At 64.1% G+C, this 24,143-nt stretch carries 23 protein-coding genes; 10 read left to right on the top strand and 13 right to left on the bottom strand.

Annotated elements, in window-relative coordinates; translation table 11 throughout:
- Positions 1 to 91 precede the first annotated feature (91 nt).
- Genes F8E02_RS01770 through F8E02_RS01760 form a run of 3 tightly spaced genes read left to right on the top strand, consistent with a single transcriptional unit; the run spans position 92 to position 1,953 of the window.
- A complete protein-coding gene (locus F8E02_RS01770; RefSeq protein WP_317063720.1) occupies positions 92 to 1,012 on the top strand; it encodes a polyprenyl synthetase family protein in 921 nt (306 codons plus the stop codon).
- Between the two features lie 58 nt (positions 1,013 to 1,070).
- Positions 1,071 to 1,418, top strand: a complete 348-nt coding sequence (locus tag F8E02_RS01765) for a hypothetical protein (protein ID WP_317063719.1) — start codon at positions 1,071 to 1,073, stop codon at positions 1,416 to 1,418.
- Positions 1,419 to 1,470: 52 nt separating this feature from the next.
- Positions 1,471 to 1,953 (top strand): DUF2124 domain-containing protein, encoded by a 483-nt coding sequence (locus F8E02_RS01760; RefSeq protein WP_317063718.1) that lies wholly within the window; start codon positions 1,471 to 1,473, stop codon positions 1,951 to 1,953.
- Here F8E02_RS01760 and F8E02_RS01755 read toward each other — a convergent pair.
- Complete coding sequence (locus F8E02_RS01755; RefSeq protein ID WP_317063717.1) at positions 1,937 to 3,352, bottom strand: PAS domain-containing sensor histidine kinase; 1,416 nt, start codon at positions 3,350 to 3,352, stop codon at positions 1,937 to 1,939. The two genes, F8E02_RS01760 and F8E02_RS01755, sit on opposite strands and share 17 nt — an antisense overlap.
- Positions 3,353 to 3,690: 338 nt before the next feature.
- Here F8E02_RS01755 and F8E02_RS01750 point away from each other — a divergent pair, with 338 nt between their 5' ends.
- From F8E02_RS01750 to speD, 3 genes are all read left to right on the top strand, one after another.
- Positions 3,691 to 6,030, top strand: coding sequence for an ATP-binding protein (locus F8E02_RS01750; RefSeq protein WP_317063716.1), 2,340 nt, complete (start codon positions 3,691 to 3,693; stop codon positions 6,028 to 6,030).
- A gap of 543 nt (positions 6,031 to 6,573) precedes the next feature.
- Positions 6,574 to 7,170, top strand: a complete 597-nt coding sequence (locus F8E02_RS01745) for a DNA polymerase ligase N-terminal domain-containing protein (protein ID WP_317063715.1) — start codon at positions 6,574 to 6,576, stop codon at positions 7,168 to 7,170.
- A 559-nt stretch (positions 7,171 to 7,729) separates the two neighbouring features.
- The gene (speD, locus tag F8E02_RS01740) at positions 7,730 to 8,176 is read left to right on the top strand and encodes an S-adenosylmethionine decarboxylase (RefSeq protein WP_317063714.1); all 447 of its coding nucleotides are present in this window, start codon (positions 7,730 to 7,732) and stop codon (positions 8,174 to 8,176) included.
- A gap of 603 nt (positions 8,177 to 8,779) precedes the next feature.
- Here speD and frhB read toward each other — a convergent pair.
- The 5 genes from frhB to mptA form a co-directional block, all read right to left on the bottom strand.
- Positions 8,780 to 9,667, bottom strand: coding sequence for a coenzyme F420 hydrogenase subunit beta (gene frhB / locus F8E02_RS01735; protein WP_317063713.1), 888 nt, complete (start codon positions 9,665 to 9,667; stop codon positions 8,780 to 8,782).
- Positions 9,668 to 9,677: 10 nt separating this feature from the next.
- Entirely contained in the window at positions 9,678 to 10,439 is a 762-nt protein-coding gene (gene frhG, locus F8E02_RS01730; RefSeq protein WP_317063712.1) for a coenzyme F420 hydrogenase subunit gamma, read from the bottom strand.
- A gap of 268 nt (positions 10,440 to 10,707) precedes the next feature.
- Positions 10,708 to 11,268 (bottom strand): coenzyme F420-reducing hydrogenase, FrhD protein, encoded by a 561-nt coding sequence (frhD, locus tag F8E02_RS01725; RefSeq protein WP_317063711.1) that lies wholly within the window; start codon positions 11,266 to 11,268, stop codon positions 10,708 to 10,710.
- A 10-nt stretch (positions 11,269 to 11,278) separates the two neighbouring features.
- Complete coding sequence (frhA, locus tag F8E02_RS01720; protein ID WP_317063710.1) at positions 11,279 to 12,646, bottom strand: coenzyme F420 hydrogenase subunit alpha; 1,368 nt, start codon at positions 12,644 to 12,646, stop codon at positions 11,279 to 11,281.
- 225 nt (positions 12,647 to 12,871) lie between these two features.
- Positions 12,872 to 13,813 carry a GTP cyclohydrolase MptA gene (mptA, locus tag F8E02_RS01715; protein ID WP_317063709.1) on the bottom strand — a complete coding sequence of 314 codons (942 nt, stop codon included), beginning with the start codon at positions 13,811 to 13,813 and terminating at the stop codon, positions 12,872 to 12,874.
- 127 nt (positions 13,814 to 13,940) lie between these two features.
- Between mptA and ilvC the strand changes: the two genes are divergently transcribed.
- Together ilvC and F8E02_RS01705 are read left to right on the top strand one after the other, a co-directional pair.
- Entirely contained in the window at positions 13,941 to 14,930 is a 990-nt protein-coding gene (gene ilvC, locus F8E02_RS01710) for a ketol-acid reductoisomerase (RefSeq protein WP_317063708.1), read from the top strand.
- A 380-nt stretch (positions 14,931 to 15,310) separates the two neighbouring features.
- The gene (locus F8E02_RS01705; RefSeq protein WP_317063707.1) at positions 15,311 to 15,802 is read left to right on the top strand and encodes a flavodoxin family protein; all 492 of its coding nucleotides are present in this window, start codon (positions 15,311 to 15,313) and stop codon (positions 15,800 to 15,802) included.
- Here F8E02_RS01705 and purL read toward each other — a convergent pair.
- A complete protein-coding gene (gene purL, locus F8E02_RS01700) occupies positions 15,799 to 17,871 on the bottom strand; it encodes a phosphoribosylformylglycinamidine synthase subunit PurL (protein WP_317063706.1) in 2,073 nt (690 codons plus the stop codon). The genes F8E02_RS01705 and purL overlap by 4 nt on opposite strands.
- A gap of 96 nt (positions 17,872 to 17,967) precedes the next feature.
- On the opposite strand from purL, the gene F8E02_RS01695 reads away from it, so the two are divergent.
- Positions 17,968 to 18,585, top strand: a complete 618-nt coding sequence (locus F8E02_RS01695) for a translation initiation factor IF-2 subunit beta (protein WP_317063705.1) — start codon at positions 17,968 to 17,970, stop codon at positions 18,583 to 18,585.
- Between the two features lie 227 nt (positions 18,586 to 18,812).
- Here the strand turns inward: F8E02_RS01695 and F8E02_RS01690 are convergent, their stop codons facing one another.
- Genes F8E02_RS01690 through F8E02_RS01665 form a run of 6 tightly spaced genes read right to left on the bottom strand, consistent with a single transcriptional unit; the run spans position 18,813 to position 23,848 of the window.
- Positions 18,813 to 19,433, bottom strand: coding sequence for a class I SAM-dependent methyltransferase (locus F8E02_RS01690; protein ID WP_317063704.1), 621 nt, complete (start codon positions 19,431 to 19,433; stop codon positions 18,813 to 18,815).
- 6 nt (positions 19,434 to 19,439) lie between these two features.
- Positions 19,440 to 19,718, bottom strand: coding sequence for a DNA-directed RNA polymerase subunit L (locus F8E02_RS01685; RefSeq protein WP_317063703.1), 279 nt, complete (start codon positions 19,716 to 19,718; stop codon positions 19,440 to 19,442).
- A 57-nt stretch (positions 19,719 to 19,775) separates the two neighbouring features.
- The gene (locus tag F8E02_RS01680; protein ID WP_317063702.1) at positions 19,776 to 20,501 is read right to left on the bottom strand and encodes an MBL fold metallo-hydrolase; all 726 of its coding nucleotides are present in this window, start codon (positions 20,499 to 20,501) and stop codon (positions 19,776 to 19,778) included.
- A gap of 4 nt (positions 20,502 to 20,505) precedes the next feature.
- Positions 20,506 to 21,795 carry an ATP-binding protein gene (locus tag F8E02_RS01675; protein ID WP_317063701.1) on the bottom strand — a complete coding sequence of 430 codons (1,290 nt, stop codon included), beginning with the start codon at positions 21,793 to 21,795 and terminating at the stop codon, positions 20,506 to 20,508.
- 44 nt (positions 21,796 to 21,839) lie between these two features.
- A complete protein-coding gene (gene map / locus F8E02_RS01670) occupies positions 21,840 to 22,721 on the bottom strand; it encodes a type II methionyl aminopeptidase (protein WP_317063700.1) in 882 nt (293 codons plus the stop codon).
- Positions 22,718 to 23,848, bottom strand: coding sequence for a M24 family metallopeptidase (locus F8E02_RS01665; RefSeq protein WP_317063699.1), 1,131 nt, complete (start codon positions 23,846 to 23,848; stop codon positions 22,718 to 22,720). The genes map and F8E02_RS01665 overlap by 4 nt, the downstream gene beginning before the upstream one ends.
- Before the next feature lie 59 nt (positions 23,849 to 23,907).
- On the opposite strand from F8E02_RS01665, the gene F8E02_RS01660 reads away from it, so the two are divergent.
- Positions 23,908 to 24,141, top strand: coding sequence for a hypothetical protein (locus F8E02_RS01660; protein WP_317063698.1), 234 nt, complete (start codon positions 23,908 to 23,910; stop codon positions 24,139 to 24,141).
- The last annotated feature ends 2 nt before the right edge of the window (positions 24,142 to 24,143 follow it).

Raw genomic sequence — 24,143 nt, 5'->3', positions numbered from 1 at the left:
ATGAAGGTGCCTGCGGCAGGGGGGAGACCCACACCTTTTTACCGCCCGGACGCCTTAGCGGGATGCACCAGCGTTCCCGTGAGTGAGAGCCATGATGCCGTTCCCTGAGTTCCTCGAGAAGATCCGGCCTGCCGTCAACCGGCGGATCGAGGAGGTGGCGGCAGGGGAGGAGACGATCGACCCCGAGATCGTTCCGCTCCTTCTGCGGGGGAAGCGGATGCGTGCCGGCCTCCTCCTCTGCGTCCACGCAGGCCTCGCCGGGACGACGGCGCTCACCCGGCAGGCGCTCGACCTCGCCTGCGCCGTCGAGCTCGCCCACGCCGCAAGCCTCATCCTCGACGACATCCTGGACGGCGACACGGTCCGGCGGGGGGTCCCCTCTCTCCACCTCTCCCGCGGGGAGGGCCGGGCGGTCCTCGACGCCGTCGGGGTCCTCGCCCTCCCCTATGCGCTCGCCGCGCCGTACGGGAGCCGCTACGTGACGATGCTCGCATCGGCGCAGCGGAGCATGGCCCACGGCGTGGCCCGCGAGGTGGCCGGGGAACCGCAGTTCCCGGCGGCCGAGCTCTACGACGCGATCATCACCGGCAAGACGGGACACCTCTTCTCGCTCGCGGCGGCCTGGGGGGCCATGGCGGCGGGGGAGGAGGAGGCGGTCGTGGCCGCCTTCGCCGGATACGGCCTCTCCACCGGGAGGGCGATGCAGATCGCCGACGATATCGCCGATATGCGGGCGATCGCGACGGGGGCAGGGGGCTGCCGGCCCGGCTCCGAAGCGCTCCTCCTCCGGTGCCTCCCTCCGGGCCCGGAGAGGGCCGGGCGGGCGCTGGGCTCGATGCTTGACGCGGAGATCGCCGACGCGATCGCCCGGATCGCCGGCGAAGCCCGGCAGCGGGTGCCGCCGGAGGTCCGCGAGGGGCTCGGCCAGGTGGTCCGGGATATCGTCGGGCTGACGATTGCCGGGGGGATGCCGGACAGCAGCCCTCCCTTTCCGGCCTGCCCCCTGCAATGATTTATACCGTCCCGCCCCATACTCTCCAGAACCATGCCGGTCGGGAGTTGACGATACCGTGCCACGCGAACTCGATGAGAAGGATTTTGCCATCCTGCGGAAACTGGCCCCTGAACACAGCGGGATCCTCTGCCCGGAGTCCGGGCACGATTTCCGGTCGATCCTCCCGCCGGTCTCGAACCACATCGCGGTGGACGAAGAAGATTTTGCAGAGCGGGTCGGCCGCCTCTCAAACGAGGACTGGAACTACCTCGCCGACCAGATCCTCTCCGGCCGCGAAGACCTCGGCTGCATGCCGGAAGAGGACATCGATACCATCCTCGTCCATATCGGCGATGCGGTCTCGGAGGAATCGGCCGAGCGTATCCGGAAGCTCTACCGCCTCTCGGAATGCGGGCTGCTGTAGCGATTGGCCGCATCCGGAAGCGGTATATGCCGCCGGCGACAACCAGACCTTTATGGAACAGGTTGAGCAACTCTCCGGCGTCTCCGGCATCCTCCGGCCCTTCAAGGCATACCTCAAGGAGGCAGGGCTCGGTGCGGGCGACCAGGTCGTCTACTACGGCTGTCCCGGCACCTGCACCCCCTTCATCGAACTCCTCGGGTTCGCCGTCCGCGACCTCCCGGTCGAGCAGGTCTACGTGCCCTACGTCGACGAGGCCGCGGCGAAGGCGATCCGGCCCGTCGGGAACGTCGGGATGCAGGTCTCCGACCCCGCCGGGCGGGTCGACCCGAAGGTGATCGTCCTGATGGGCGGGCTCGCGATGCCGGGCGTCCCGGTCACGAAGGAAGCGGTCCGGGCCGTCGTCGCCGCCCACCCGGAAGCAAAGGTCGTGGGCGTCTGCTTCATGCAGATGTTTGCGAAGGCGGGCTGGGTCGACGACTTCGACTTCGACCTCATCGTCGACGCCGCGATCGACCCGGTCAGGATCTGGCGGTAGCCGGCCGCGGTTCCCACGGCCGCCCGCACCGGGGAAGGGTGAACCGGAACGCCGCCCCGCGTTCGGGGTAACCCGGTATGCGGTCTTCCACCCGGATCCTCCCGCCGTATCGCTCGACGAGCATCCTGGTGATATAGAGGCCGAGCCCCTTCCCGCTCCGGGCGCTCGTGCCCCGCCGGAACCGGGTGAAGAGACCGGCTTTCACCGCGTCGGGCACGCCGGGGCCGGTATCCTCGACCGTGACCTCGACCACCCCGTCGCCTTCCTCGACCCGGACCCTCACCTCGACGCCGGGCTCCCCGAACTTGATGCTGTTGCCGATCAGGTTCGTGAAGACCTCGGGCAGGAGGTCGTCGGCCGTGACCCGGACGGGCTCTCCCTCGTAGACGATCCTGGCGTCGGGGTGATGGGCGATCTCGGCCCTGATGACCGCGTCGAGGTCGACGGGCCTCGTCGACGGTTCTGCGGAACGGAGGCGCCGGATCGTCGAGACGTTCTGGATGATATCGATGCTCCGGTCGATGCTGCCCCTGAGTTTCCGGACCATCTCCCGCTGCCTCTCACCCTCCAGCTCCCCGGCGAGCAGGTCCGAGTAGCCGAGGGCGACGGCGTTCGCGTTGTTGATGTCGTGCGCCATGATGTCGAGGTAGAGGTTCGCCTCGCCGTGGGCCTCCCGCAGCGCCTCTTCCGCCCGGATCCGGTCGGTGATGTCGACTCCCGATCCGATCATCGCGGCCGGCCGGTCGCCGTCGCCGGCAAGAACCGTGTCCTGCCACGCGAGGATGAGTTCCTCCCCGCTCCGGGTGACGACCGGGTTCTCCCGCCTGCCGGACAGGCTCGCCCCTCCGGCGATCGCGGCATCGAAGATCTCCTGCCGTGCTTTCCGGGATGCTTCGGGAACGACGATCTCAAACCAGTTCTTTCCGATCAGTTCCTCCTCGCGGTAGCCGAGCAGCTCGCAGCCGTGGCGGTTGACGAGCCGGATGGTGTGGTCGGCGTTGATGACGACGAAGAGGACGCCCGCCACGTCCAGGTAGCGCTGAACGAGGTCCCTCTGCTCCACAACCTCCCGCTCGCGCCCTTTGAGTTGTTCGGAGAGTGAGGCGACGACGAAGGCGATGACGACGAACGTCATGACGCGTGCGTAGTCGTTTAACGTCAGGATATCCGGCCTGTTGTAGAGAAAACTGCTCGCGATGACGAGGCCGCCGAGGAAGAGGGCGACCGGGATGCTCCGCTTCTTCCACCAGAGTGCGGTCAGGATGATCGGGATGTAGAAGAAGTGCGAAAAGACCGTTCCGAGCATTACGACGGTGTTGAAGTAGTATGTCATGAAGACCGACGCGGCCAGAAGGGCTATGAGGATGGCCAGTCGCCGCTCTTCGGTAATGATTGTCATGGGCACGCTCCCTGACTTCTAGTATATATAATTTTGATAATATAATAATATCCATATCGTCCTGATACGCTGATTTTAAGAGATATGCAACGATTTTCGAGGGGAGGCCCCGGCAACCGTCGGCCCCCTCTCGCAACGCGGCGGCGCTTTCTGCCGGGGAGTATCCTTGCGGGGATGCGGACGGTTTTTCAAAACAACCTATGTTTAATAGCTCGCAGAGCAAATCTAATTCAATCGGCTGCTTCACTGAAGCGGTACCGTCCCGGTACCCGTCTGGAGCGGCTTTCCCGGGGTCTCCGGGAGATCCCGGCCCCATGAACTGTTCCGCTGGTGAACCCGTGTCGACAGACCTTACCGAAGCACTCAGAGCGATGGGCTATACGGATGCCGGGATCCCGGCCCTCTCTCTGTCGTTCCCTCCCGCCGTCATCGAATACCTGCAGGACTTCCGGCCGCTGGAGGTCCGCGACATCATCGAGACGCTCCTCTACATCCACATCGCCCTGAACAGCTCGTCGTCCCGCGGGGAGGGGGTGGGCGTGGTCGAGCAGAGCTGCTACGCCTACACGTCGGGACCGCTCTTTGCGCTCGCCGAGGTCGGCCTCATCGAGTCTGTCTCGCGGAACGGCACGACGGTGGTGCGGACGACACCTGGCGGAGAGGCGATCGCCCGGCCGCTGATGGAGGCCCGGATCCGGGCGCTGGATATCGGGGTTCTCGCCCGCGAGATCCATGGGGCCGTCCCGGTCCTCCTCGCGGGGACTGTCAAGGGATCGTACATCAACAAGACCTTCCCCTCGACGCTCCCCCGGACCGAGGAGACGTTCATCGGTTTCCTCCTCAACAACAGCCCCGGCCTCTTCGAGGAGTGCGAGCGGTTCGCCGCCCGCCTCAAGGCCGCTGGCTGCGCGGTCCTCGCCTACGCCTTCGACCTGGACGGAGGCAGGACCGACGGTGTCGTCTACACGTTCCCGCCGGAGTTCGCCTACATCCTCAAGGCGATGCTCGAGGCGATCGATCCCGCGGTCCGGGAGCACTACGACATGCTCCTTGAGTCGTTCCACTCGACCTTCACCGTCCTGCGCTACCTCGCCTGCGACGAGGACGTAGACCGCATACGGGCCTCGCCGGCCCACCGCCGCGAGCTCTCGAGGGTGCTCTCCGGGCTCTCCGGTGCGGTCTACGTCCTTGAGGAGGTTCGCGAGGACGACGGGGTCGGTCTCGCGCGGTTCGTCGTCCGGGACCGGGACCTCTACGAGGCACGCCTCCGCGACCTCGGCAGGGCGTTGGTGGCCGGCGTCGCCGAGAAAATCGCGATCGACCGGCCGGCTCCGGCCGCAGAGCCGCTCCCCCCTGTAGCGGCGCCCCCCGTTGTGCCGGACGAAGTTCCGGCCCCCGCCCCCCTGCCCCCTGTCGACGTCGGGGAGGAGGCGGACGGGTGGGAGGACGCCGTCTTCGACGATGACGACCTGGTGGAAGAGGAGGAGGCCGTGGAAGAAGAGGAGGTGCCGCTCCCTCCGCCGCCCGCTCCCTCCCCCCGCAGGACCGTTGCGCCCCGGCCGACCCCCGCTCCGGCGCCGGCACCAGCCCCGGACCCTGCCCGCCCCGGCGGGCTCGACGTCTTCCTCGGCCACGCCCCGGACGGGCGGCGGATCAACTGGTCGCCGGGGAGGCTGAACAACGGCCACATGATCATCCTCGGGGGATCGGGCGCCGGCAAGACCGAGACGATCCGCTGCATCGCGGGGGAACTCGCCGCCCAGGCGATGCCGGTCGTCCTGATGGACTTCCACGGGGACATGGCCGCGAGCGCCGGGGTTCTCCGGTCCTACAAGATCCGCGAGGGCGGCCAGTATTACTTCAACCCGCTGGAACTCGACGCCGACATCGACGAGATCACCCCGCTCCGGGCCACCTCGGACTTCGTCGACGCCATCTCGATCAACTTCCCGACCCTCGGCATCCAGCAGAGGAGGAAGATCAAGAACATCATCAAGGACTGCTACCGGATATCGGGGATCACGGGGAACACCGATACCTGGAAGCGGGTGCTCGACTTCGACGACATCGAGAGCGAGATCATGGACTGCGAGGACGAGGCGATCCCGGCCTACCTCGAGGATATCTTCGACTACAAACTCTTCTCGGGCGAGGAGAAGATCTCGATCCCCACCATCCTCTCGGGCGGGATCACCCATATCAACTTAAACGCGCTCCCCGAGAACCTGCGCTACCTCTTTGCGGACCTCTTCCTCCGGCGGATCTACTACACCCTCCAGGCGACGGGCGAGATCCCGCGGGGGACGGAGGACGAGCGGGCGAAGTTCCGGCTCTTCGTCATCGTCGACGAGGCGAAACTCCTGGTGAGCCAGAAGAGCGGCTCGAAGACGGCGATCAAGGCGGTGCTGAACAAGTACGCCACCGAGATGCGGAAGTTCGGGGTCTCGCTCATCCTCGCGTCCCAGCTCATCGCCCACTTCAACGAGGAGATCCTGGCAAACATCGCCGTCAAGTTCTGCATGCGTTCCGAGAACAAGAAGCAGGCCCAGGAGAACGCCAAGTTCTTCGAGGTGAGCGAGAAGGACCTCCTGAACTTCCAGCCCGGAGAAGGGATCCTGATCATCGGCTCGGAGAAGATGAACGTCCGGATCGTCCCCGCCTCCGGCCGGGATCTATAGGCTCAACACTTCGCTAATTTTTGCGTTCGAGATCGAACAATGCAGTATCGGGTGAAGGTGCGAAGAGGAGCTGGTAGCGCCTGGACTTCGCGTCCTTCGCGGCTTCGCGTGAGGTGACGTACAAGGGTAACAAACAGGGCCTCACGCGAAAGACGCGAAGCCGCGAAGGACGACGCTTCGTCAGGAGTGGAGTTTGAGCACTGCTAGGTGCGAAGTGCGACGCTCCGTCAGGAGTGGAGTTTGAGCACTGCTAGGTGCGAAGTGCGATGTTCCGTCAGGAACGGAGCATGAGAAACCCAGAGGGGTTCGAAGGACGACGGCCCTTTGGGTCGGGGTTCGAGCACCGTTAGGTGCGAAATGCGAGCATAGCGAGCATGAGAAGCCATCTGGCTTCGAAGAACGACGTTCCATCAGGAACGGAGTTTGGGCACCGAAGGTGCGACGGAAAGTCAGTGGTTTGACCTCCGTGGCCCCCTCTCAAAGCTGAGCGAAGTACTGAAGCCGGGCGAACCCTTATCCGGGATCCTGCCGGAGTATCTCCGTATGGCAGGACCCGACACGCTCGACGATTACCGCGAAAAGCGTGACTTCTCTCTGACGCCGGAGCCGCCGGGGGAGTCCGGCGCGGCCGGCACCCTTCCTATCTTCGTCATCCAGCTCCACGAAGCGACCGCGCTCCACTATGACTTCCGCCTGGAGGTCGACGGCGTCCTGAAGTCCTGGGCGGTCCCGAAAGGGCCGTCCCTCGACCCGAAAACGAAGCGCCTCGCCGTCCCGACCGAAGACCACCCCCTCGGCTACGCTGAGTTCGAGGGCGTCATCCCTGAGGGGAGTTACGGGGCGGGGACGGTCCTCGTCTGGGACCGGGGGACCTACCGGAACCTCACGGAGCAGGGCGGGCAGGAGATCGGGATCGCCGAGGGCCTCCGGCGGGGCCACATCTCCTTCCGGCTCGAAGGGGAGAAGATCGGAGGCGGGTACGCCCTCACCCGGTTCCGGACCGGGAAGGGTGAGGCCTGGCTGCTCGTGAAGAAGGCCGACGCGGAGGCGGATCCCGGGCGGGACCCGGTCGCGGCGGAGCCCCGGTCGGTCGTCTCCGGCCGGACGCTTGCAGAGGTCGCAGCGGGGCACCCCCGGTGAGGTCGGGGGGGGTGCGGCGGGTGCCGCCCGGAGGACCCCGGAGAGGCGCCGGACGGGGGACCCGGGGTGCGCGGTATGGTGCGGATGCGCCCCCTCTCCGGGCCCGGCAGAACGGCTCCGTAGTCACCGGCCGATTGCTTTTCGGTCGGGGTATTGCCCTGTGCGGGAGTAAAAGTTTTTGAAACCCGACTTAATGGTTTTTCACCACCGAAAAGGAACCTCGAAACTGTACTGGAAAAAGGATTATTTTCTAAAGCCCCGATCGCCTGTGAACCCCCGGTGGGGGGTCTGCGGGAAAAAGGTGGCGCCTCAAAATCTTCACACTCCGTATGAAAAATGTATATAATATTTCTTACTAAAACGCAAATAAACCACGCAAAGTCATAGATTTCAAAATCAGGCAAGATTACGCCTTATAATTTACGATAGGCAGCGATTGCTCTGACCTAACCGCGAAATAACGGCTATTCTCGTTTAGTATAATGGATAAGTTTAAAATCTGAACTATCGAAAACTACAGAGATCAAGAGATCATCAGATCCTCTCGAAGGTGAGAATCATGGCAAGCAAGGTAATGGCAAACAACGCTGTGGCAAGCAACGTTATGGCAGAGACAGTAAGCGACGCAGAGATTGTTGCGCAGTTCAGACAACGCGGCTCCTGGGGACTCTATGCGAGCGTGGACCTGAAGGGATGCAACCCGGAGACGATCAGGGACGCGGAGAAGATCCGCCAGTTCATCATCGAACTCTGTGACCTCATCGACATGAACCGGTTCGGCGAACCGCAGATCATCCACTTCGGCCCCTGTGAGAAGGTCGCAGGCTACTCCATGACCCAGCTCATCGAGACGTCGCTCATCTCCGGCCACTTCGCGAACGAGACCAACGCAGCCTACCTCGATATCTTCAGCTGCAAAGAATACGAGCCTTCGAAGGCAGCAGAGTTTTGCAGGAACTTCTTCGGCGCAGAGTCGGCAACCTACCAGGTACTGTTCAGGGATTGAATACGAACACACCCGGGCTTCTACGCCTCATCAGTACGTAATACGACGGCAGAGAGCCGCTGCCATCCCCCGTACGTGTAATCGGTTCCTGCGACGGGGGGCGGCCCCCACCCTCGATTTTATGTTTTTCCGGCTTTGTTGAATCCCTCTCCCTGAGATCGAATCGTCTGCAGAATTCTCCATACGACTCGACTCACGCGAAGCCGCGAAGGCACGAAGCCTGAATGGATACTGACAGCCTCCTTCGCGTTCTTCGCACCTGACGGTGCTCAAGCTCGCTACGCTCGCACTTCGCGGCTTCGCGTGAGGTCACATCACCACCATCTCGTGGTACCCGGACGTTCTCCAGAGGGTGTGAAGCATTTCAACAGAGCCGTTTTTCCCGTTTTTCCGAAGTTTTTGCCCGTGACTCCCGGGTCTCTGCGCCCACTCAATCGAGCGGAGACGCACGCTCTGCCGTGGCCTCTCCCGGCCCACCCGGGGGGACTGGCGGCCGGAGGGCTTTGAGGCGTGAACGAGAGCGGGCTTGAGCACCGGCAGGTGCGAGAAATGCAGGCAGAGGGTTTGCTGGCGTCGACTATCGATGACGAAAAAAAATGAGTTTCAGGGGGACTCGTAGGGGTTCCGGAGACCCTTGGGGGTTCCGTCCGCCTTGAGGCCGATCGTCTTACGCTCATCCACGTGCTTCTGGTTCTTCGTGATCTTCTCGGTAGCGAGCTTCTTGACGAGGTCGAGACCGGGCTTGACCTGGTCCATCGGCTGCGTCTCGAAGAGGCCGGCCGCCATGGCGCCGTCCCAGACCGCGTTGCCCTTCATGCTCCGGACAAAGACCGTGCTCCAGCCGTCGGGGCTGCCCACGGACCCGCTGGAGATGTCGGCGAGGTTCGCGACGTAGTCCAGGCAGACGTGGCAGCCGGGCTGCACGTACTTGTGGATCAGCTTCAGGGGCATCTGGCTGACTGCACCGCGCTCGGTGTAGACCGTGAACTTGCCCTTGCCGATGTCCATCTTCTTGACGGACTCCATCTTCTGGTTGCAGTGGTCCTCGACGATCGCCTCGAGCGCCTGGTAGGAGAGGTTCTCCATGCAGTAGATACCGAGCGCGAGGGCGATCTTGTCGTCGACGTCGCGCATGCCGATCGGGTAGACCTGAGCCTTCCGGACGGCCTGGATCTGGCAGGGGACACCGACGATACCGACACGGTCAAGACCGTAGCTGCGGGTCGCCTCCTTGATCAGGTAGAGGTTCGGGCTGATGGTGTAGCGCGTTCCGGCAGCGGCCAGAAGTTCGGCCTTCGTGGTCGCAACCATGGGTTCGGGCTTCCAGGGCTCGTCGCTCGGACCTGCGACGATGGCACCGTCGATGATACCCTCTTCAAGCGCGTACGCGAAGAGCGTCGTGATGATGCCGCCGTCCTGGGACTTCCTGGTGATGTCCTTATCGGTCGAGCGTGCCGAGATTGCGGACTTGTAGTTTCCGAGTACGTCCATCTTTCTCACCTCACTGCATGGCCCCTTTGATGGCGCCCATGATGCCCTCGTAGTTGTTCATGACGTCGAAGTTGAACCAGCTCCGCGGGCACTGCGAGTAGCAGGCGCCGCACTTGATGCACTGGTCGCGGTTCACGTTCGGCTTGCCGTACTCCATGGTGACGGCACGGACCGGGCAGGTGCCGGCGCAGGTTCCGCATCCCATGCAGAGGCCCTGGTTGATGACGTCATACATCAGGTCGCAGCCGCATGCCTCGTTGCCGCGCTGTGCGAGCTGCATCAGCGGGGTCAGGTAGGCGGTCGCGAGCTGCTTCTGCTCGTCGTTGCCCTTCAGGAGCAGGTAGGCCATGACGGCGACGTTCCTGACCTGCTGCGGGCAGGGGGGACAGGACGGGATGTAGAGGTCGACGTCGACGACTTCGCTGATCGGGACGAACGACTCGTGAGCGGGCTGGTTCCACTGGCCGCCACGGCAGAACCGGGTGATGTTCCCGTAGGCCGCGCAGGCGCCGTAGGCGACGAGCACCTTTGATTTTGCTCTTGCTTCCTTGAGTTCCTCTACCGAGAGTTCGTCGTTCAGACAGCAGGAACCCTCGACCAGGCACACGTCCATCTCGGGGACGTGGCGTACATCGACCAGGGTCAGCGCATAGACCAGGTCGGCGTAATCATCGAGCAGCTTGAAGAGACCCTCGTAGTTGTCTGCAATCGTGACGAGGCATCCCGTACATCCGCTCAGGTGTAATTCACCTATCGAAATCTTATCTGCCACAGGCTTTTCCTCCTTTACAACTTCCACCTTTTCTTCTACAATCACATCAGCGGGCTTCACCGCGGGCTTTTCCTGCGGCTGGCTTGTAGCAGCAGGCTTTGCCTCCGGTTTCACCTCCGGCTTTACCTCAGGTTTTCGGTGCGGTTTACTTCTCGCAGTCTTTACCTCGGGCTTTGCCTCAGGCGTCGTCTGCGGCACTGTTGCAGCAGGCTTTGCCTCGGCCTTCACCTCAGGCGTCGTCTGCGGCTGGCTCGCCGCTGGTTTCACCTCAGGTTTGCTCTCCGGTTTTGCCTCCGGGTTCTCCGGCGGTTTCTCCGGGCGCCGCCCAAAGATGCGTTCCTTGATGGTTGATAGCAGCCCCATATTCTACCCCAATTTCCTCCAGTACAATGCGCACTGTTTTGGGAATGGCCCTTTCAACCTCCTCAGTGAGCCCTAGTTCAAACTCATGGCTCGCGACACGTTTCGGCTGACAACCGATGATCGTGATATCGATGACATCCTTCAATCGCTGCAGCGGTTCGGAAAGGTCCCATGAGTGGGCATCCCGGTAGGAACCCGGCGGCAGGTCTTCGGGCCGGAGCTTCGTCACATCACCGGGGTTTCCACCGAAATCGGTGATGTCGATGATGATGAGCTTCTTCACCGGCACCTCTGCATCTTCCATCAGTGTAAAGAGGAAGTGAGGGGCGCCGAGGCCGGCGTCGATCACCTTGACGTTGTCGGGCAGTTGTAACTTCTGGAGTTCTTCGACGACTGCAGGGCCGAACCCGTCATCTCCGAAGAGGGGGTTGCCGCATCCTGCGATCACGATCTCACGGAATAGCATGCGTGTACGCTCACTGAATGAGTTTCTGGGCCACTAACCTCTTGTCTTCGTCGATCACCAGCATGTGCGTCGCACAGGAGACACAGGGGTCATATCCGCGCATGACGACTTCCGCGAGCCGCCAGGGTGCACCCTCGAGTGCGCGGCTGCAGGTGGGGAAGTTCCAGGTGGTCGGGACGAGCATCGAGAAGTACTGCACCCGGCCGTCCTTGACCCGGGCGAGGTGGACGTCGGCTCCACGGGGCGCTTCGTTCGCGGCCCATCCGAGGGATCCGTCACCCTGCGGGATCTCGTCCGCGAGGACCGATCCGGAGGTGTCGAGCGCGTCGACGGCGTCGATGATGCCGTAGGCGGTCTCGGGGAACTCCATCTGGCGCGCGATCTGCAGACCGATGGTGCCCTTCTCGTCGTAGTTCTTGAACATAGCCATACGCGCACGCGGTCCGACCTCGACGGGCTGGCCGTCGTAGAGCGGGACACCGGTGCAGGCCTCCATCTGGGGCCAGGCCTTCTTGCCTACGGGGGTGGTGCCGCCGATCGGGTAGTTCGGGTCGGCTTCGCTGATCTCCACTTCACCCATGTACCAGTCCCAGGGGCGGACTTCGGTGAACCGCTCGGGGAACCACATCGGGGTCTCGTCGAGGCTCGAGCTGCCGTAGACCGGCGCGGTGGCCATGTAGCCCTGGTTGTGGTAGCCGAGGTCCTTCGGGATCGGGACTTCGACGCCGCCGACTTCTGCCCAGTCGCGCCTCTGGTAGTTCCGGAAGACCGCGATCATGAACTCCATCTGCTGCTGCGTGAGGACACGGGCTTCCTTCGCGAGATCGTAGATCTTCGCCTTGGCACGCGGGCTGATGTTCTTGTACATACCGCCGACCCGGGGGTTGCTCGGGTGGATTGCCTCTCCGCCGACGATCTCGCCGATGGTCTGGCCGATCTCACGGATCCGCTGGATCCGGAGGGCAACGCTCCTGACCGGTTCTTCCTTGGTGAAGGGGTTGACCTTCACGTCGGTCCCGGGGATGTAAAGGTCCGGGAGAGCGAGGATGTTGTGGATAGCATGGCTGTGCATCCTGTTGGCACACTGCAGGATGTAACGCAGGAGCTTTGCGTCCTCGGGTATCTCGCACCCGATGGATGCTTCCATCGCCTCGGTAGCCGCCAGGGTGTGCGCGATGGGACAGATACCGCAGACGCGCGATGCGATCTTCGGAACCTGATCCATCGTCTTACCGATGGCGAGCTTCTCGACACCCCTCACCGGGGTGATGCTGAGCCAGTCTCCACGCTCGACGATGCCTTCATCGTTGACCTTCAGAACGAGCTTTGAGTGGCCTTCATGTCTCGTTGTTGGGGAAATCTCTACAACTTTCGACAACTATATCGCCTCATTCCGATATTATGGTGTTCTGAACACTGTACTTGTGTTACCACACAAATTTGTACTGGAAACGTACACCGGTACGTCAAAAAGGAATATGACGGAAACAGAGTTTATATCTTTCGCTTCAGGACTATCCCTGATGCTACTATAATGGAAATAAGTAACACCGGGTGTTAAAATATATTTAATTGTTATATAAATTAAGAAATATTGTTGATTTTATAGTGTCCCTTCGTCCATCTCCCCGACCAGTTCGGCTATCGTCGCTTTCCGCTCTGCATAGGCGTTGTGCTGGTGAATGCTCTCCTCGTTAGTCTGCTTTATGGTAACTACGGAATCTCCGGGGAGATCGCGGAACTGCGCGATCACCTTGCGGGCCATCTCGCGGACACAATCTTCGACGAACCGTGGGTTCTTGTGGGCTTCCATCACCACGTAACTCTCGTCGCCGCGCTTGAGGAGCTCGTAAATCCGGGCGCTCATCGAGTCCTTGAGGATCTTGATGATCTTCTCGAGGCTGATGTGCTGGTCGTCGTCGATCTCGATGCAGAGGAACCCGCGTCCGCGCTGGTTGTGGGTGGCCATCGGCACCTCGTCGAAGAATGCGGTGATCTTCTCTTCTTCCACGCCGAGGTTCTCGAGGACATGCAGGGCATGGTCCTTCATGATATTCTGGGCGCAGGGGCAGGCGGTCATCCCGGTCACTTCGGCGCCGATGCTCTTTCGGATGATCGGGCTCCCGTCGTTCCTCTGTGCGATCGCGCTCGCGTGGACGTTCACGACCTCGTGGCAGCCCGTCTCGCTGACCGGCGTCTCGCGCCGGACCATGAACTTGCTCCGCATCCGGACCTCGGTCCGCTCGGCGTATTCGTGCCGGTCGAGGAGTTTCCTCGCCACCGCGCTGCAGAGTTCCTCGATCTCCGTCACATCCCCGTCGATGGCCTGCTGCAGCACGTCGTCGATCACCTCGAAGTTCCGGGAGAGGTTCGCGCCCTTGAGGCTTCCCGGCAGGTCGACGAAGACGTCGAAGTTGGAGATGAAAATTACCGGCCGCTTGCCGGGCCGGGCGACTTCAACGAGTTTTTGGACGTTCTTCACACCCACCCTGGTCAGATTGATACGGACCTCCGGCAGGCTGGACTGGACATCTGGCAGTTCCATCGCAAATCCTCAATCGTGTATGAGAGTAAGGTTTCTCCTCATCAACCTTAAAATAACCCACCCTGCACCAGGAAGTTCCCCGATAGAATGTTTATCAGGTTTGCTGCCCAACCGTGGATGAGAACCTATGGTGCAGAAATTTTATGAGTCCGATGCAGACCCCCGCGTCCTGGAGAGCAGGACCATCGCCGTCATCGGCTATGGGTCCCAGGGTCGCGGACAGGCGCTGAACCTGCGTGATTCCGGCTGCCAGGTCGTCATCGGCCTGCGGCCCGGCAGCAGCTGGCAGAGAGCATCCGAAGACGGGTTTGAAGTGTACTCCGTGGCGGAAGCGGTCAGGCGTGCCGACGTCGTTCAGATTCTCCTCCCCGACGAGAACCAGGGCGCTGTCTATCGCACCGAGATCAGCCCCAACCTCAGGGAGAACGCCTGCCTGATGTTCTCGCACGGGTTCAACATCCACTACGGGCAGATCGTCCCCCCGCCCACCGTCGACGTGATCATGGTCGCCCCGAAGGGCCCCGGCCACATGGTCCGGCGGACCTACGAGGAGGGGAAAGGAGTTCCGGCCCTCATCGCCGTCCACCAGGACGCCACGGGTGAGGCGCATGCCATTGCGCTCGCCTACGCCCGCGGGATCGGCGCGACCCGCGCGGTGGTGCTGGAGACGACGTTTGCCGAAGAGACCGAGACCGATCTCTTCGGCGAGCAGGCGGTCCTCTGCGGCGGGATCACCTCGCTCATCAAGGCCGGGTTCGAGACCCTGGTGGACGCGGGGTATGCGCCCGAGATGGCCTACCTCGAGGTCCTGCACGAGACGAAGCTCATCGTCGACCTGATCTACGAGGGCGGGTTCACGAAGATGCGCGACTCGATCAGCAACACCGCCCAGTACGGCGACCTGACCCGGGGACCGCGCGTCATCGGGCCGGAGACCTATGTTGCCATGCAGGAAGTTCTCGAAGAGATCCAGAACGGCGAGTTCGCGCGGGAGTGGATGCTTGAGAACATGGTGAACCGCCCGGTCTTCACGGCGTTGACAAGAGCGGACGAGGAGCACCTGATCGAAGAGGTCGGGAAGGAGCTCCGTTCGTTCATGCCGCAGTTCCGGAAATAATCCCTCATTTTTTGGCCGACGGCCGCGCCGGCCTCCTGCAAACCGGGTAACGCCTGTCCGGGCGTCCCGCCCGTCGCACAGCGAAGTCTGACGGCTTCTCATGCTCAGACACTGAACCGTCGCACTTCGCGTTCTTCGCACCTGATGGTACTCGAGCTCCGGCCCTTTGGCCCATCGCACTTCGCGGCTTCGCGTGAGTTTATTTTGGGGGGGTGATACGACCTCACGCGAAGCCGCGAAGCCGCGAAGGCGCGAAGAGATACGTGGAGACTGCCGGCGGTCATACGGCTTTCATGCGGGTGATGCGGGGCGGTCCTGTAGAACCGCCTTGCACGGCTCCACCCGATACCCGTTTATATCCGTCTGCCGTACCCTCCGGTATGGCTGTCTGTATCGTCTACCATTCCGAGACCGGCAACACCCGGGCCGTCGCCGAGCGGCTCGCCGCGGTGGTCGGCGGCGATCTCGTTGAGGTAAAAGATCTGGCGCACTACTCGAAGGTGGGGATGTACCTGAAAGGCTCTCCCCGGGCCATGAGGGGGGAGCGCGCCGCTATCGAGCCCGCCGCGATCGACGTCTCCGGCTACGATACCGTCGTCGTCGGAACCCCCGTCTGGGCGAGGAGCCCGACGCCTGCGGTGAACGCGGCGATCGAGGCCCTCACGGGCATCGAGGGGAAGGCTGCGGTCGTCTTCTGCACGTCGGGCGGGGTGCCGGGGAAGACGCTGGAGAGGATCTCCGAGATGCTCGCCGGCCAGGGCGCCGATCTCCGGGGCGCGGTCGCGTTCACGGCAAGGGACGCGAAGAGCGGAGAGGGGATTGACGTCCTGGTCGATCTCGTCCGCCGCTCGCAGAAAGCGGCTGCCGTTTAATACCGCATCAGCCGGGTCGTCGCGGAGAGTGCCGTCTCCATCTCTTCCGGGGTGATGGCGACGGTCCCGCCCTCGAGCCGGAGGACGAGTGCGTCGCCCCCGACCGTGCCGATGGTCCGGTGCTCCACGCCGGCGAGGGCGTTCTCGTCGCGGACCGCGACCAGGAACCGGCCGCAGGTCTCCGAGAAGAGTTCCGCGAGAGGATCGCCGGGGAGCGTGACGTCCGCACGCGGCGCGAACTTCGCGAGCGCCGCGATGAGGCCGCCCCGCGAGAGGTCGGTCGCGGCCGTGACCCTGCGGTCCCGCACGAGCTCCCGGACGACGCCGACTGCGGCCGGGTCTGCCAGCGCGGGCGTCGGCCCCCCGCACCCGGTGACGGCGTCGAGGACCGACCCCCCGAAGTCGGGCAGCGTCCTCCCGACCAGGACGAGTTTCTCCCCGCTTTGCGGAGCCGTCCACTCCCTGACCTCCCCGCGCCCGAGCATCCCGAGCGAGGGCGTCGGCTTGATCGCCGTCCCGAACTCGTCGCTCTCGTTGTAGAGCGAGACATTGCCGCCGACGACCGGGATCCCCATCCCCCGCGCCGCATCGCCGAGGCCCCGGACCGCTTCTTCAAGTTGCCAGGCAACCTCCGGGTCTTCGGGACTCGCGAAGTTGAGGCAGTCGACGATGCAGAGCGGGTCGGCGCCGAGGCAGGCGAGGTTGCTCGCGTTCTCGACGACGGCGTTCGCCGTCCCCTCGTAGGGTTTCAGGTAGATCTGCCGGGGGTTGCACCCGCAGGAGAGGACGAGGGCTTTATCCTCCAGGCGGAGGACCGCGGCGTCGTGCTGGAACGAGACCGTCCGGAGCTGCACTTCCTTGTCGTACTGCTCGTAGACCCAGTCCTTGCGGGCCACGTCGGGGTGCGCCAGGACCGCGAGGGCGAGGTCCCTGACCGGCGCCGCCGGGCGGGAGAAGGGGGTCTCGGCCGCGTAGGGCCTCGCCTCCCGGCCGCAGAGCGGCGCCCCGCCGACGAGCAGATCGATCGGGAGGTCGGCGACGGTCTCGCCGCGGAACCGCACGATGTAACGGGGCTCCGCGACCACCTCGCCGATATCGCTCCAGGCGAGGTCGTACTTCTCCGCGATCGCCCCCATCAGGCCGACGTCTTCGGGCGCAACCTCGACGAGCATCCGCTCCTGCGACTCGGCGAGCATGATCTCCCGCGGCACCATCCCGGTCTCGCGGAGGTGGACCCTGTCGGCGTGGATGACGGCGCCGAACGTGCTCGCCATCTCGCTTGAGGCCCCCGCAAGCCCCGCCGCGCCGAGATCGCGGCAGGAGAGGACCTTCCCCGTCCCCGCCATCGCGAGGATCGCCTCGATCAGGAGTTTCTCCGTGTAGGGGTCGCCGACCTGGACGCTCGGCCGGTCGGCAGCCTCCGCGTCCTCCGCGAGGTCGCGGGAGGCGAACGACGCTCCCCCAAGGCCGTCACGCCCGGTCGGGGAGCCGACCAGCACGAGGCTGCTGCCGGGCTTCTTCACCCGGGCGGTGATGTAACGGTCGGGGCGGACGACGCCGACACAGACGACGTTCACGAGCGGGTTTCCGGAGTACGAGGGGTCGAAGGTGAGTTCGCCCCGGACGACCGGCACTCCGATGCAGTTGCCGTAGTCGGCGATCCCGGCGACGACATGCTCGAAGAGGTAGCGGTTCTTCTCACTCTCCAGGGGCCCGAAGTAGAGCGGGTCCATCAGGGCGATGGGGCGGGCGCCCATCGAGAGGACGTCGCGGACGATCCCGCCGACCCCGGTCGCGGCGCCGTCGTAGGGGTCGACGTAACTGGGGTGGTTGTGGCTCTCCATCCCGACGGCGAGGGCACAGGTCTCGCTGAACCGGACGATCGCGGCGTCGTCCCCCGGCCCGAGCAGCACCTCGCTCCCTTCCGTAGGCAGCGTTTTGAGGAGAACTTTCGTGGAACGGTAACTGCAGTGCTCGCTCCAGAGGTTCTCGAAGCAGGCGGCCTCGACGTCGGTCAGGTCGCGCCCGAGCGTTCTCTGCAGCATCGCAAGATCCTGTGCCGGCAGCATACGATCCGACTGTGGGCCGCTCACCCACTTAAGCGTGTGCGCGAGCGGGGAGTAGAGGGGGACCACTTTTTGACGTCGCGCGACCAATACTGGGGTATGACCCCGTCCTACGAAGACCTTCTGAAGAAGGCCTATACCAATATCACGGAGCCGACTGAGTTTGAGGATCGGTTCACCGTCCCTCCCGCCCGCGTCTTCATCGAGGGGAAGACCACGGTTCTCGAGAACTTTGCCGAGATCGCCGACACCCTCCGGCGCGACCAGGACCACCTGATGAAGCACCTCCTCGGCGAGCTCGGCACCGCCGGCAAGATCGAGGGGACGCGGGCCGTCTTCTCGGGGAAGTTCGAGCAGGAGCAGATCAACACGATCATCAAAGGCTACGTCGACGACTACGTCATCTGTTCCGAGTGCGGGAAGCCCGATACCCGCCTGGTCAAGAGCGAGCGTGTCCTGACGCTCCGGTGCGACGCCTGCGGCGGCCACCGGCCGGTCCGGAAGCGGAAATCCACGTTTGACCCCACTGCGGCGGCAAAGCCCGTCGAGGGCGCGATCATGGACGTCACCCCGCAGTTCCTCTCCAAGCGCGGCGACGGCGTCGTGAAGATCGACCGCTACACGATGTACGTCGCGAACGCAAAACCGGGCCAGACGGTGAAGGTGAAGATCACCCGGATCGCCGGGACGATCATCTTCACCGAGCGGGCGGATTAACCGGGGCCCGGTACCTCACTATTTTTGATATCCGACATCGAGCAATGCAGCCTCGTACGACTACTTAACATGGAGTCCGCAGCACCCGGACACCGAATTTCGCGGCTTCGCGCCTCGCACCTACGGTGCTCAAAGATACGCTTACGCTCGCACTTCGCGTGAGACTGTATCGCTATCCACACCAGTTACCTCACGCGAAGCCGCGAAGAACGCGAAGTTCAGACGTTTTAGCGAATTGCCGGAGCCGGGCCTTTCCGGATCTCCACCCACAATCCCTCTTCTTCTCTCCGGATGCGGCCGTGGGCGACGCCGCTTGCCGCAAGTTCTGCGCGAAGCGTATCGGGCGTCGCTCCCCCGCTCCGCCGGGCGACGTCGTCGTCCCAGTCGGGGTTCCGCCGCCGCATCTGGCAAAAGATCTCCTCACGGATCGCCGGGGTCCCGAAACTCCCCCCGACGAACGCGGCGCCGCCGGGCCGGAGCACGCGCTCGATCTCTGAGAACGCCTTCGATCGGTCGTTCCAGAAGTAGATGGAGCCGCGGCTGACGGCGAGCGAGACTGTGTTATCGCGAAGCGGCATGCAGTGGACGTCGCCGATGATCGGGGTCACCCGATCGCAGGCTGCCTCCCGGGCGATCCGGGCCATCGCCGGGTCGGTATCGAGAGCGATAATAGAGAGCTCGCTCTTCTTTGCGAGCGCGGCTGCGAGGAGGCTGGGGCCGCTCCCGATATCGAGCGCGAGCCCGCTCCGCGCACCGGACCATGCGAGCGCCTGCTCTGCGATGATAGGGTAGACGGGGGCAAAGACCTCCCGTGCTATCCGGGCAAAGCCTTCGGCGCTCCTCTTCATGACGGTCTATGCGGTCTCGAGGGCTTCCACCTTGCGGAGGATTTCCCCGGCCACGTCGGAGAGCCGCTTTGCCGCGTCGGTGATAGCGAGGAGAGGCGACCGGCCGTTGACCGTCGTGACGACCAGTTCGGGGTCGGTGAACTTGAACGCCTGCCGGTGCTGCGCCACGTCCACGTCGGGATCGTTCAAGAGCTCGGCGGCGAGCGCGTTGATGTAAGTATTGCCTTCGCCTTCGAAGAGGATCCGGGCCTTATCGTCAGTCAACTCCAGAAGTTTGAGTTTCATGGCCATACGCACCCTATGTTTGACTCCGGGAGGGGTTATACATATGGGTGAGCCCCCTCACCAGCAGAACGTCTCCATGTCGTATCCCGCGTGCGGCATCCCCGGCGGGACCAGGTGGCTCATGTGAACGCAGCGGTAGTCCCTCGCCCCGACGTCGCGGGCGAACCGGACGGCCTCGGCGTAGTTCATGTGCTTGGCGATGGAGTAGCCGTCGGGAGCGATGGCGTCGACGAAGAGGAGATCGATATCGGTCTTCCGGAGGAGGTCGCGGCTTGCCGCCGGTATATCCTCCCGCGTGTCGGCGGTGTAGGCGATGGCGACGTCGTCGTGCTCGATGAGGAGGCCGCAGGTGTAGACCGGGGGATGGTTCACCTCGAAGAACCGGAAGGTGATCCCGAAGAGGTCGAAGGGTTCGTGGACCGGGACCGGGTGCTTCTCGAACGGCAGGAAGTGAAGGTAGCCGGAGCAGTAGTCCATCACCGGCGGCGCCGCGTAGGCCGGCGGCACCTTCTGCACCCGGTAGAACTCTCCGAAGCCGAGGAAGTGGTCGTAGTGGCCGTGCGACCAGATGACCGCGTCGATGTGGGGCGAGGAGGCGCGGAGGAGCTGCTGCCGGAGGTCGGGCGAGGACTCGATGAGGATGTGCTTTCCTTCCGTCTCTATAAGGAGGGAGGTCCGGAGTCTCGACCTCCCCGCGGCGACCATCGTCCGGCAGTTCTCGCAGCCGCACCCGATCTTCGGCGTCCCGATGGCGTCCCCGGTACCGAGCAGCGTGATCTGCATGCTATCAGTATCCAGTGCCGCGGATGACGTTGCGCTCCTCGACCCTGAGAAGACCCTGCTCGATGTCCGCCGCGTCGAGGCGGTGCCGGTCGTCCATCAGCGCCGACATCACCGCCTCCTTCATCATCATCCGCAGATCGGAGCCCGAGAACCCCTCCGTCCGGCCGGCGAGGTCTGAAAAGTCGCAGTCGCACTCGACGGCCGCGCCGATCTTCTCGAGGATCGCCTGCCGCATCTCGCGGTCGGGGAGCGGGAACTCCACGACTTCGTCGAAGCGCCGCCAGGCCGCCTCGTCGAGGATCCGGGGGTGGTTCGTCGCCCCGATCAGGAGGACGCCGTTCTTGACGAAGCTGATCTGGTCGATGTTCTTTAAGAGCATGTTCACCGCGCGCTTCATCGCGCCGTGGTCGTCGCTCACCCGGGTCTTTGCGACGAAGTCGAACTCGTCGATGAAGAGGATGCAGGGGGCGAGTTTCTTTGCGAGGTCGAAGATCCGGTCGATGTTCTTCGAGGTCTCGCCCAGGTACTGGGAGGTGACCATCGCGAGCCGGACCTCGAGGACCGGCATGTGGAGCGTCCGGGACATCGCGAGCGCGAGCGAGGTCTTCCCGGTGCCGGGCGGGCCGACGAAGAGAAGCCGGCCGAACTCGTAGATCCCGCGCTGCTTTAAGAACTCGCGGTGTTCGAGGGCGACGCCGATCTTCCTGATGATCTCCTCCTGCCGCGGGGTGCAGACTAACTTATCGAGCGAAAACTCGACCTCGTTCGGGGCGCTGATGATGATCAGGTCGCGGGCTTCCCGCATCTCCTCGCTCTCGCCGATGATCCGGGAGACCCTCGCCTCCATGTACTCCTTCGTGTCCTCGAACCGAGGGTTCCTGGCCCTGACGTCCTGGTACCGGGCGCCGACGCCGTCCTTCCCTTCATAGTAGGAGGCGAGGACGGGGTTCTCCCCGACCCTCTCCGCGCCGCCCTTCTTGAGGAACCATCCCGCCGCCGCATCGAGCGAGGGGAGGCTCAGGCGCTGCCCGAACTCGTCGTAGCCGACGAAGGGGTTCTGGCGGATCGTCTGGTAGGCGGCGTCGGGGGTGCCGAGCACCTTCTTGATCGCCCCCTCGCTCACGATCAGGGGGCGTTTCACCTCGGTGCTCCCGCCGCTCCCGGCGCCGAAGAACTCCCGGCAGCGCGGATGGAGGTCGTTGATGCCGAGGTCCTCGTTCCGGTTGAATATCTCCGCGGTGAGCAGGAGTTCTATGACTCGCAGAACGTCATGCGTACCAGTGTCGCCGGTCATATCAATGAACTGACATATGGGTGCGCGCCATCAATAAGCGTAACTCACCGGGTGGTGACCTCGCACCCGGCCTCCGTGACGATCAGGGTGTGCTCCGCCTGCGAGACGAACGATCCCGGCACGTCGTGCAGCACCGGGAAGGGGTGGAGGATCCCGTTCCGCACGAGGGTGGTAAGGCCGATCTCGACCTTGTCGCCGGGAACCCAGCGGCGGGAGAACGGAAGGCCCCGGCGCGGCCGCGCCGTATCGAGAATCCGCTTTGCCGAGGGGAGACGGGCGGGACGGGCTGCGATCTGCCGGTAGATCTCGACGCGCGTCGCCTCCCCGACCTTGCCCGACCCCGTCGTCGCGAACGGCTCGATGGCAAAGACCATCCCCTCCTCGAGGACGGCCCCGCCGGCCATCGCGACGTTCGGGATGGTGGGTTTCCCGTGGAGGTTGTAGCGGTCGAGGCCGTGCCCGGTGAGGTTTGCGACCGGTTTGTAGCCGTGCTCCTCGATCGCCGCCTGGATGGCCGCGCCGAGCTCCCCGACGACGACCCCCGGCCGGACGAGCCCGATCGCCGCCTCGAGCGCTGCGCGCGATGCCTCGACGAGCGGGCCGTGGTCGCCGAGGTCGACGGTCATCGCGGTGTCTGCGATGTAGCCGTCGATCTCGACCCCGAGGTCGACCTTGATCAGGTCCCCGCGGGCAAAGACCCGCTCGTCGCCGGGCATGGCGGTGTCGTGGGCCGCGGCCTCGTTGAAGGAGACGTTTAAGGGGAAGGCGAGGAGCCCTCCCTCCTCCGTCACCATCGCTTCCGTCGCCTCGACCATCTCAAGGAGGCTCGTCTCCTCCTTCACGAGCCCCGCGCCGCGGCGGAGCACCCTTCGTGCGAGCGCCCCTGCTTCGCGGTAGGCGTCGTAAACCTCATCGTCCATGATCATAGCGTGAGCTCCTCAGCGTATTGGGTGAACCGGTCGAATCCGTCCGGAGTCACCGCACCCATGTCCTCCAGGCGGACACCGCCGATGCCGGGGTAGTAGAGCCCGGGCTCGATGGTGACGACGTTTCCGGCGGCGAGGGGGCCGCCCTGGGGGCCGAGCGACGGCTCCTCGTGCACTTCGAGCCCGACCCCGTGGCCGAGGCTGTGGGTGAACCCGCGCGCGTCGCTCTCGTAGCCGCGGTCGCGGAAGAACTCGACGACGGCGCGGTAGAGATCGGCGCCGACGGCCCCGGCACGGACCTGCGACGCCGCGATTGTCTTGGCGTCCCGGACGGCCTCGTACATCTCCCGGATCTCGGGGGTCGGCTCGCCCTTCACGACCGTCCGGGTCATGTCGGCGTGGTAGCCGGTCCGCTCGTCCTGGGGGTAGATGTCGATGACGATCGGCTCGTCCGCGAGGAGCGGCCCGAACCCCTCGTTGTGCGGGAGGGCGGTGTCGGGGCCGCAGGAGACGATGGTGTCGACTCCCCGGCAGCCGTGGGCGAGGAGGAGGGCGTGCATCTCGCCGCGGACAGTCTCGGAGGTGAGGGGCTCGCCGTCGCGGTGAAGGATGCCTCCCCTGGGGACAGAGGCGCGGATGAGCGCGATCCCCCTCTCAAGCGCCATCTCGGCGACCCGCTGGATCGCACGGATGCGGTCGAGTTCGTCGGGGGTCTTGACCGCCCGGATCCCCTCGACGGCCCCGCGGGTGTCGACGACGACCGGCTGGAACGACTCGAGTTCGCGGGCGAGGGCGACCGGCAAGGTCGCGGGGACGAGGACGGGGCCGCCGGCAAGGTCTGCGATCATGTGGGCGGTCGCCCGCCAGCGCGTCTCCCCGGCCTTGATGTACTCGAGGTAGCCAGCGTCGGCGCGGGTGACGACCGCCGCGATCGATTCCCGGACCGCCCGCTCGTGCTCCATCTGGGAGACGACGATCATTCCGCGCTCGCCGGGCTTCCGGACATACGCCACGGGGTCGGTGGTGCGGAACCGGGTGAGGTAGCGCACGTTGGCGTCCGCGGACGATCCGTACGCCGCGTATGCTGCTGCTCCGGCGTCCAGAATAGCAGATTCCAGTCCGTTCATTCTACCACCTCTTTCGTTGAAACCACAAGTACTTTTACCACCACGTTCAAGTATGAATAATGGATGAGGCAACCAAGCGGGTCTTCAAGGCCAAGTTCATCATGTTGACGGTCATGCTGAACGTCATCATTCTCTGTTTCGCCATGGGTGTCTTCGTCCTCCTCCGGTTCGCGCCCGAGGGAACCATCGGCCTTGCGATCGGCGTCCTCCTCCTCGCCGTCGGGTCGGCCCTCGCGCTCTCGTTCCGGCAGCAGTATACCCGGACGAAGATCTGGCTGCACGAACAACCATAACG

This window comes from Methanoculleus caldifontis, from assembly GCF_032842345.1.
In the GTDB taxonomy this organism is placed as follows: Archaea; Halobacteriota; Methanomicrobia; order Methanomicrobiales; family Methanoculleaceae; genus Methanoculleus; species Methanoculleus caldifontis.
Note: the sequence above shows the minus strand (reverse complement) of the source record. Positions and strands in the feature narration are given on the sequence as shown.

Bases quoted from the DNA above. Each gene is read 5' to 3' on its own strand.
- F8E02_RS01770 (WP_317063720.1), top strand. From the start codon at position 92: ATGATGCCGTTCCCTGAGTTCCTCGAGAAGATCCGGCCTGCCGTCAAC.
- F8E02_RS01760 (WP_317063718.1), top strand. From the start codon at position 1,471: ATGGAACAGGTTGAGCAACTCTCCGGCGTCTCCGGCATCCTCCGGCCC.
- F8E02_RS01755 (WP_317063717.1), bottom strand. From the start codon at position 3,352: ATGACAATCATTACCGAAGAGCGGCGACTGGCCATCCTCATAGCCCTT.
- F8E02_RS01745 (WP_317063715.1), top strand. From the start codon at position 6,574: ATGGCAGGACCCGACACGCTCGACGATTACCGCGAAAAGCGTGACTTC.
- speD (WP_317063714.1), top strand. From the start codon at position 7,730: ATGGCAAGCAAGGTAATGGCAAACAACGCTGTGGCAAGCAACGTTATG.
- frhB (WP_317063713.1), bottom strand. From the start codon at position 9,667: ATGGACGTACTCGGAAACTACAAGTCCGCAATCTCGGCACGCTCGACC.
- frhD (WP_317063711.1), bottom strand. From the start codon at position 11,268: ATGCTATTCCGTGAGATCGTGATCGCAGGATGCGGCAACCCCCTCTTC.
- mptA (WP_317063709.1), bottom strand. From the start codon at position 13,813: ATGGAACTGCCAGATGTCCAGTCCAGCCTGCCGGAGGTCCGTATCAAT.
- ilvC (WP_317063708.1), top strand. From the start codon at position 13,941: ATGGTGCAGAAATTTTATGAGTCCGATGCAGACCCCCGCGTCCTGGAG.
- F8E02_RS01705 (WP_317063707.1), top strand. From the start codon at position 15,311: ATGGCTGTCTGTATCGTCTACCATTCCGAGACCGGCAACACCCGGGCC.
- purL (WP_317063706.1), bottom strand. From the start codon at position 17,871: ATGCTGCCGGCACAGGATCTTGCGATGCTGCAGAGAACGCTCGGGCGC.
- F8E02_RS01695 (WP_317063705.1), top strand. From the start codon at position 17,968: ATGACCCCGTCCTACGAAGACCTTCTGAAGAAGGCCTATACCAATATC.
- F8E02_RS01690 (WP_317063704.1), bottom strand. From the start codon at position 19,433: ATGAAGAGGAGCGCCGAAGGCTTTGCCCGGATAGCACGGGAGGTCTTT.
- F8E02_RS01685 (WP_317063703.1), bottom strand. From the start codon at position 19,718: ATGAAACTCAAACTTCTGGAGTTGACTGACGATAAGGCCCGGATCCTC.
- F8E02_RS01680 (WP_317063702.1), bottom strand. From the start codon at position 20,501: ATGCAGATCACGCTGCTCGGTACCGGGGACGCCATCGGGACGCCGAAG.
- F8E02_RS01675 (WP_317063701.1), bottom strand. From the start codon at position 21,795: ATGACCGGCGACACTGGTACGCATGACGTTCTGCGAGTCATAGAACTC.
- map (WP_317063700.1), bottom strand. From the start codon at position 22,721: ATGATCATGGACGATGAGGTTTACGACGCCTACCGCGAAGCAGGGGCG.
- F8E02_RS01665 (WP_317063699.1), bottom strand. From the start codon at position 23,848: ATGAACGGACTGGAATCTGCTATTCTGGACGCCGGAGCAGCAGCATAC.
- F8E02_RS01660 (WP_317063698.1), top strand. From the start codon at position 23,908: ATGGATGAGGCAACCAAGCGGGTCTTCAAGGCCAAGTTCATCATGTTG.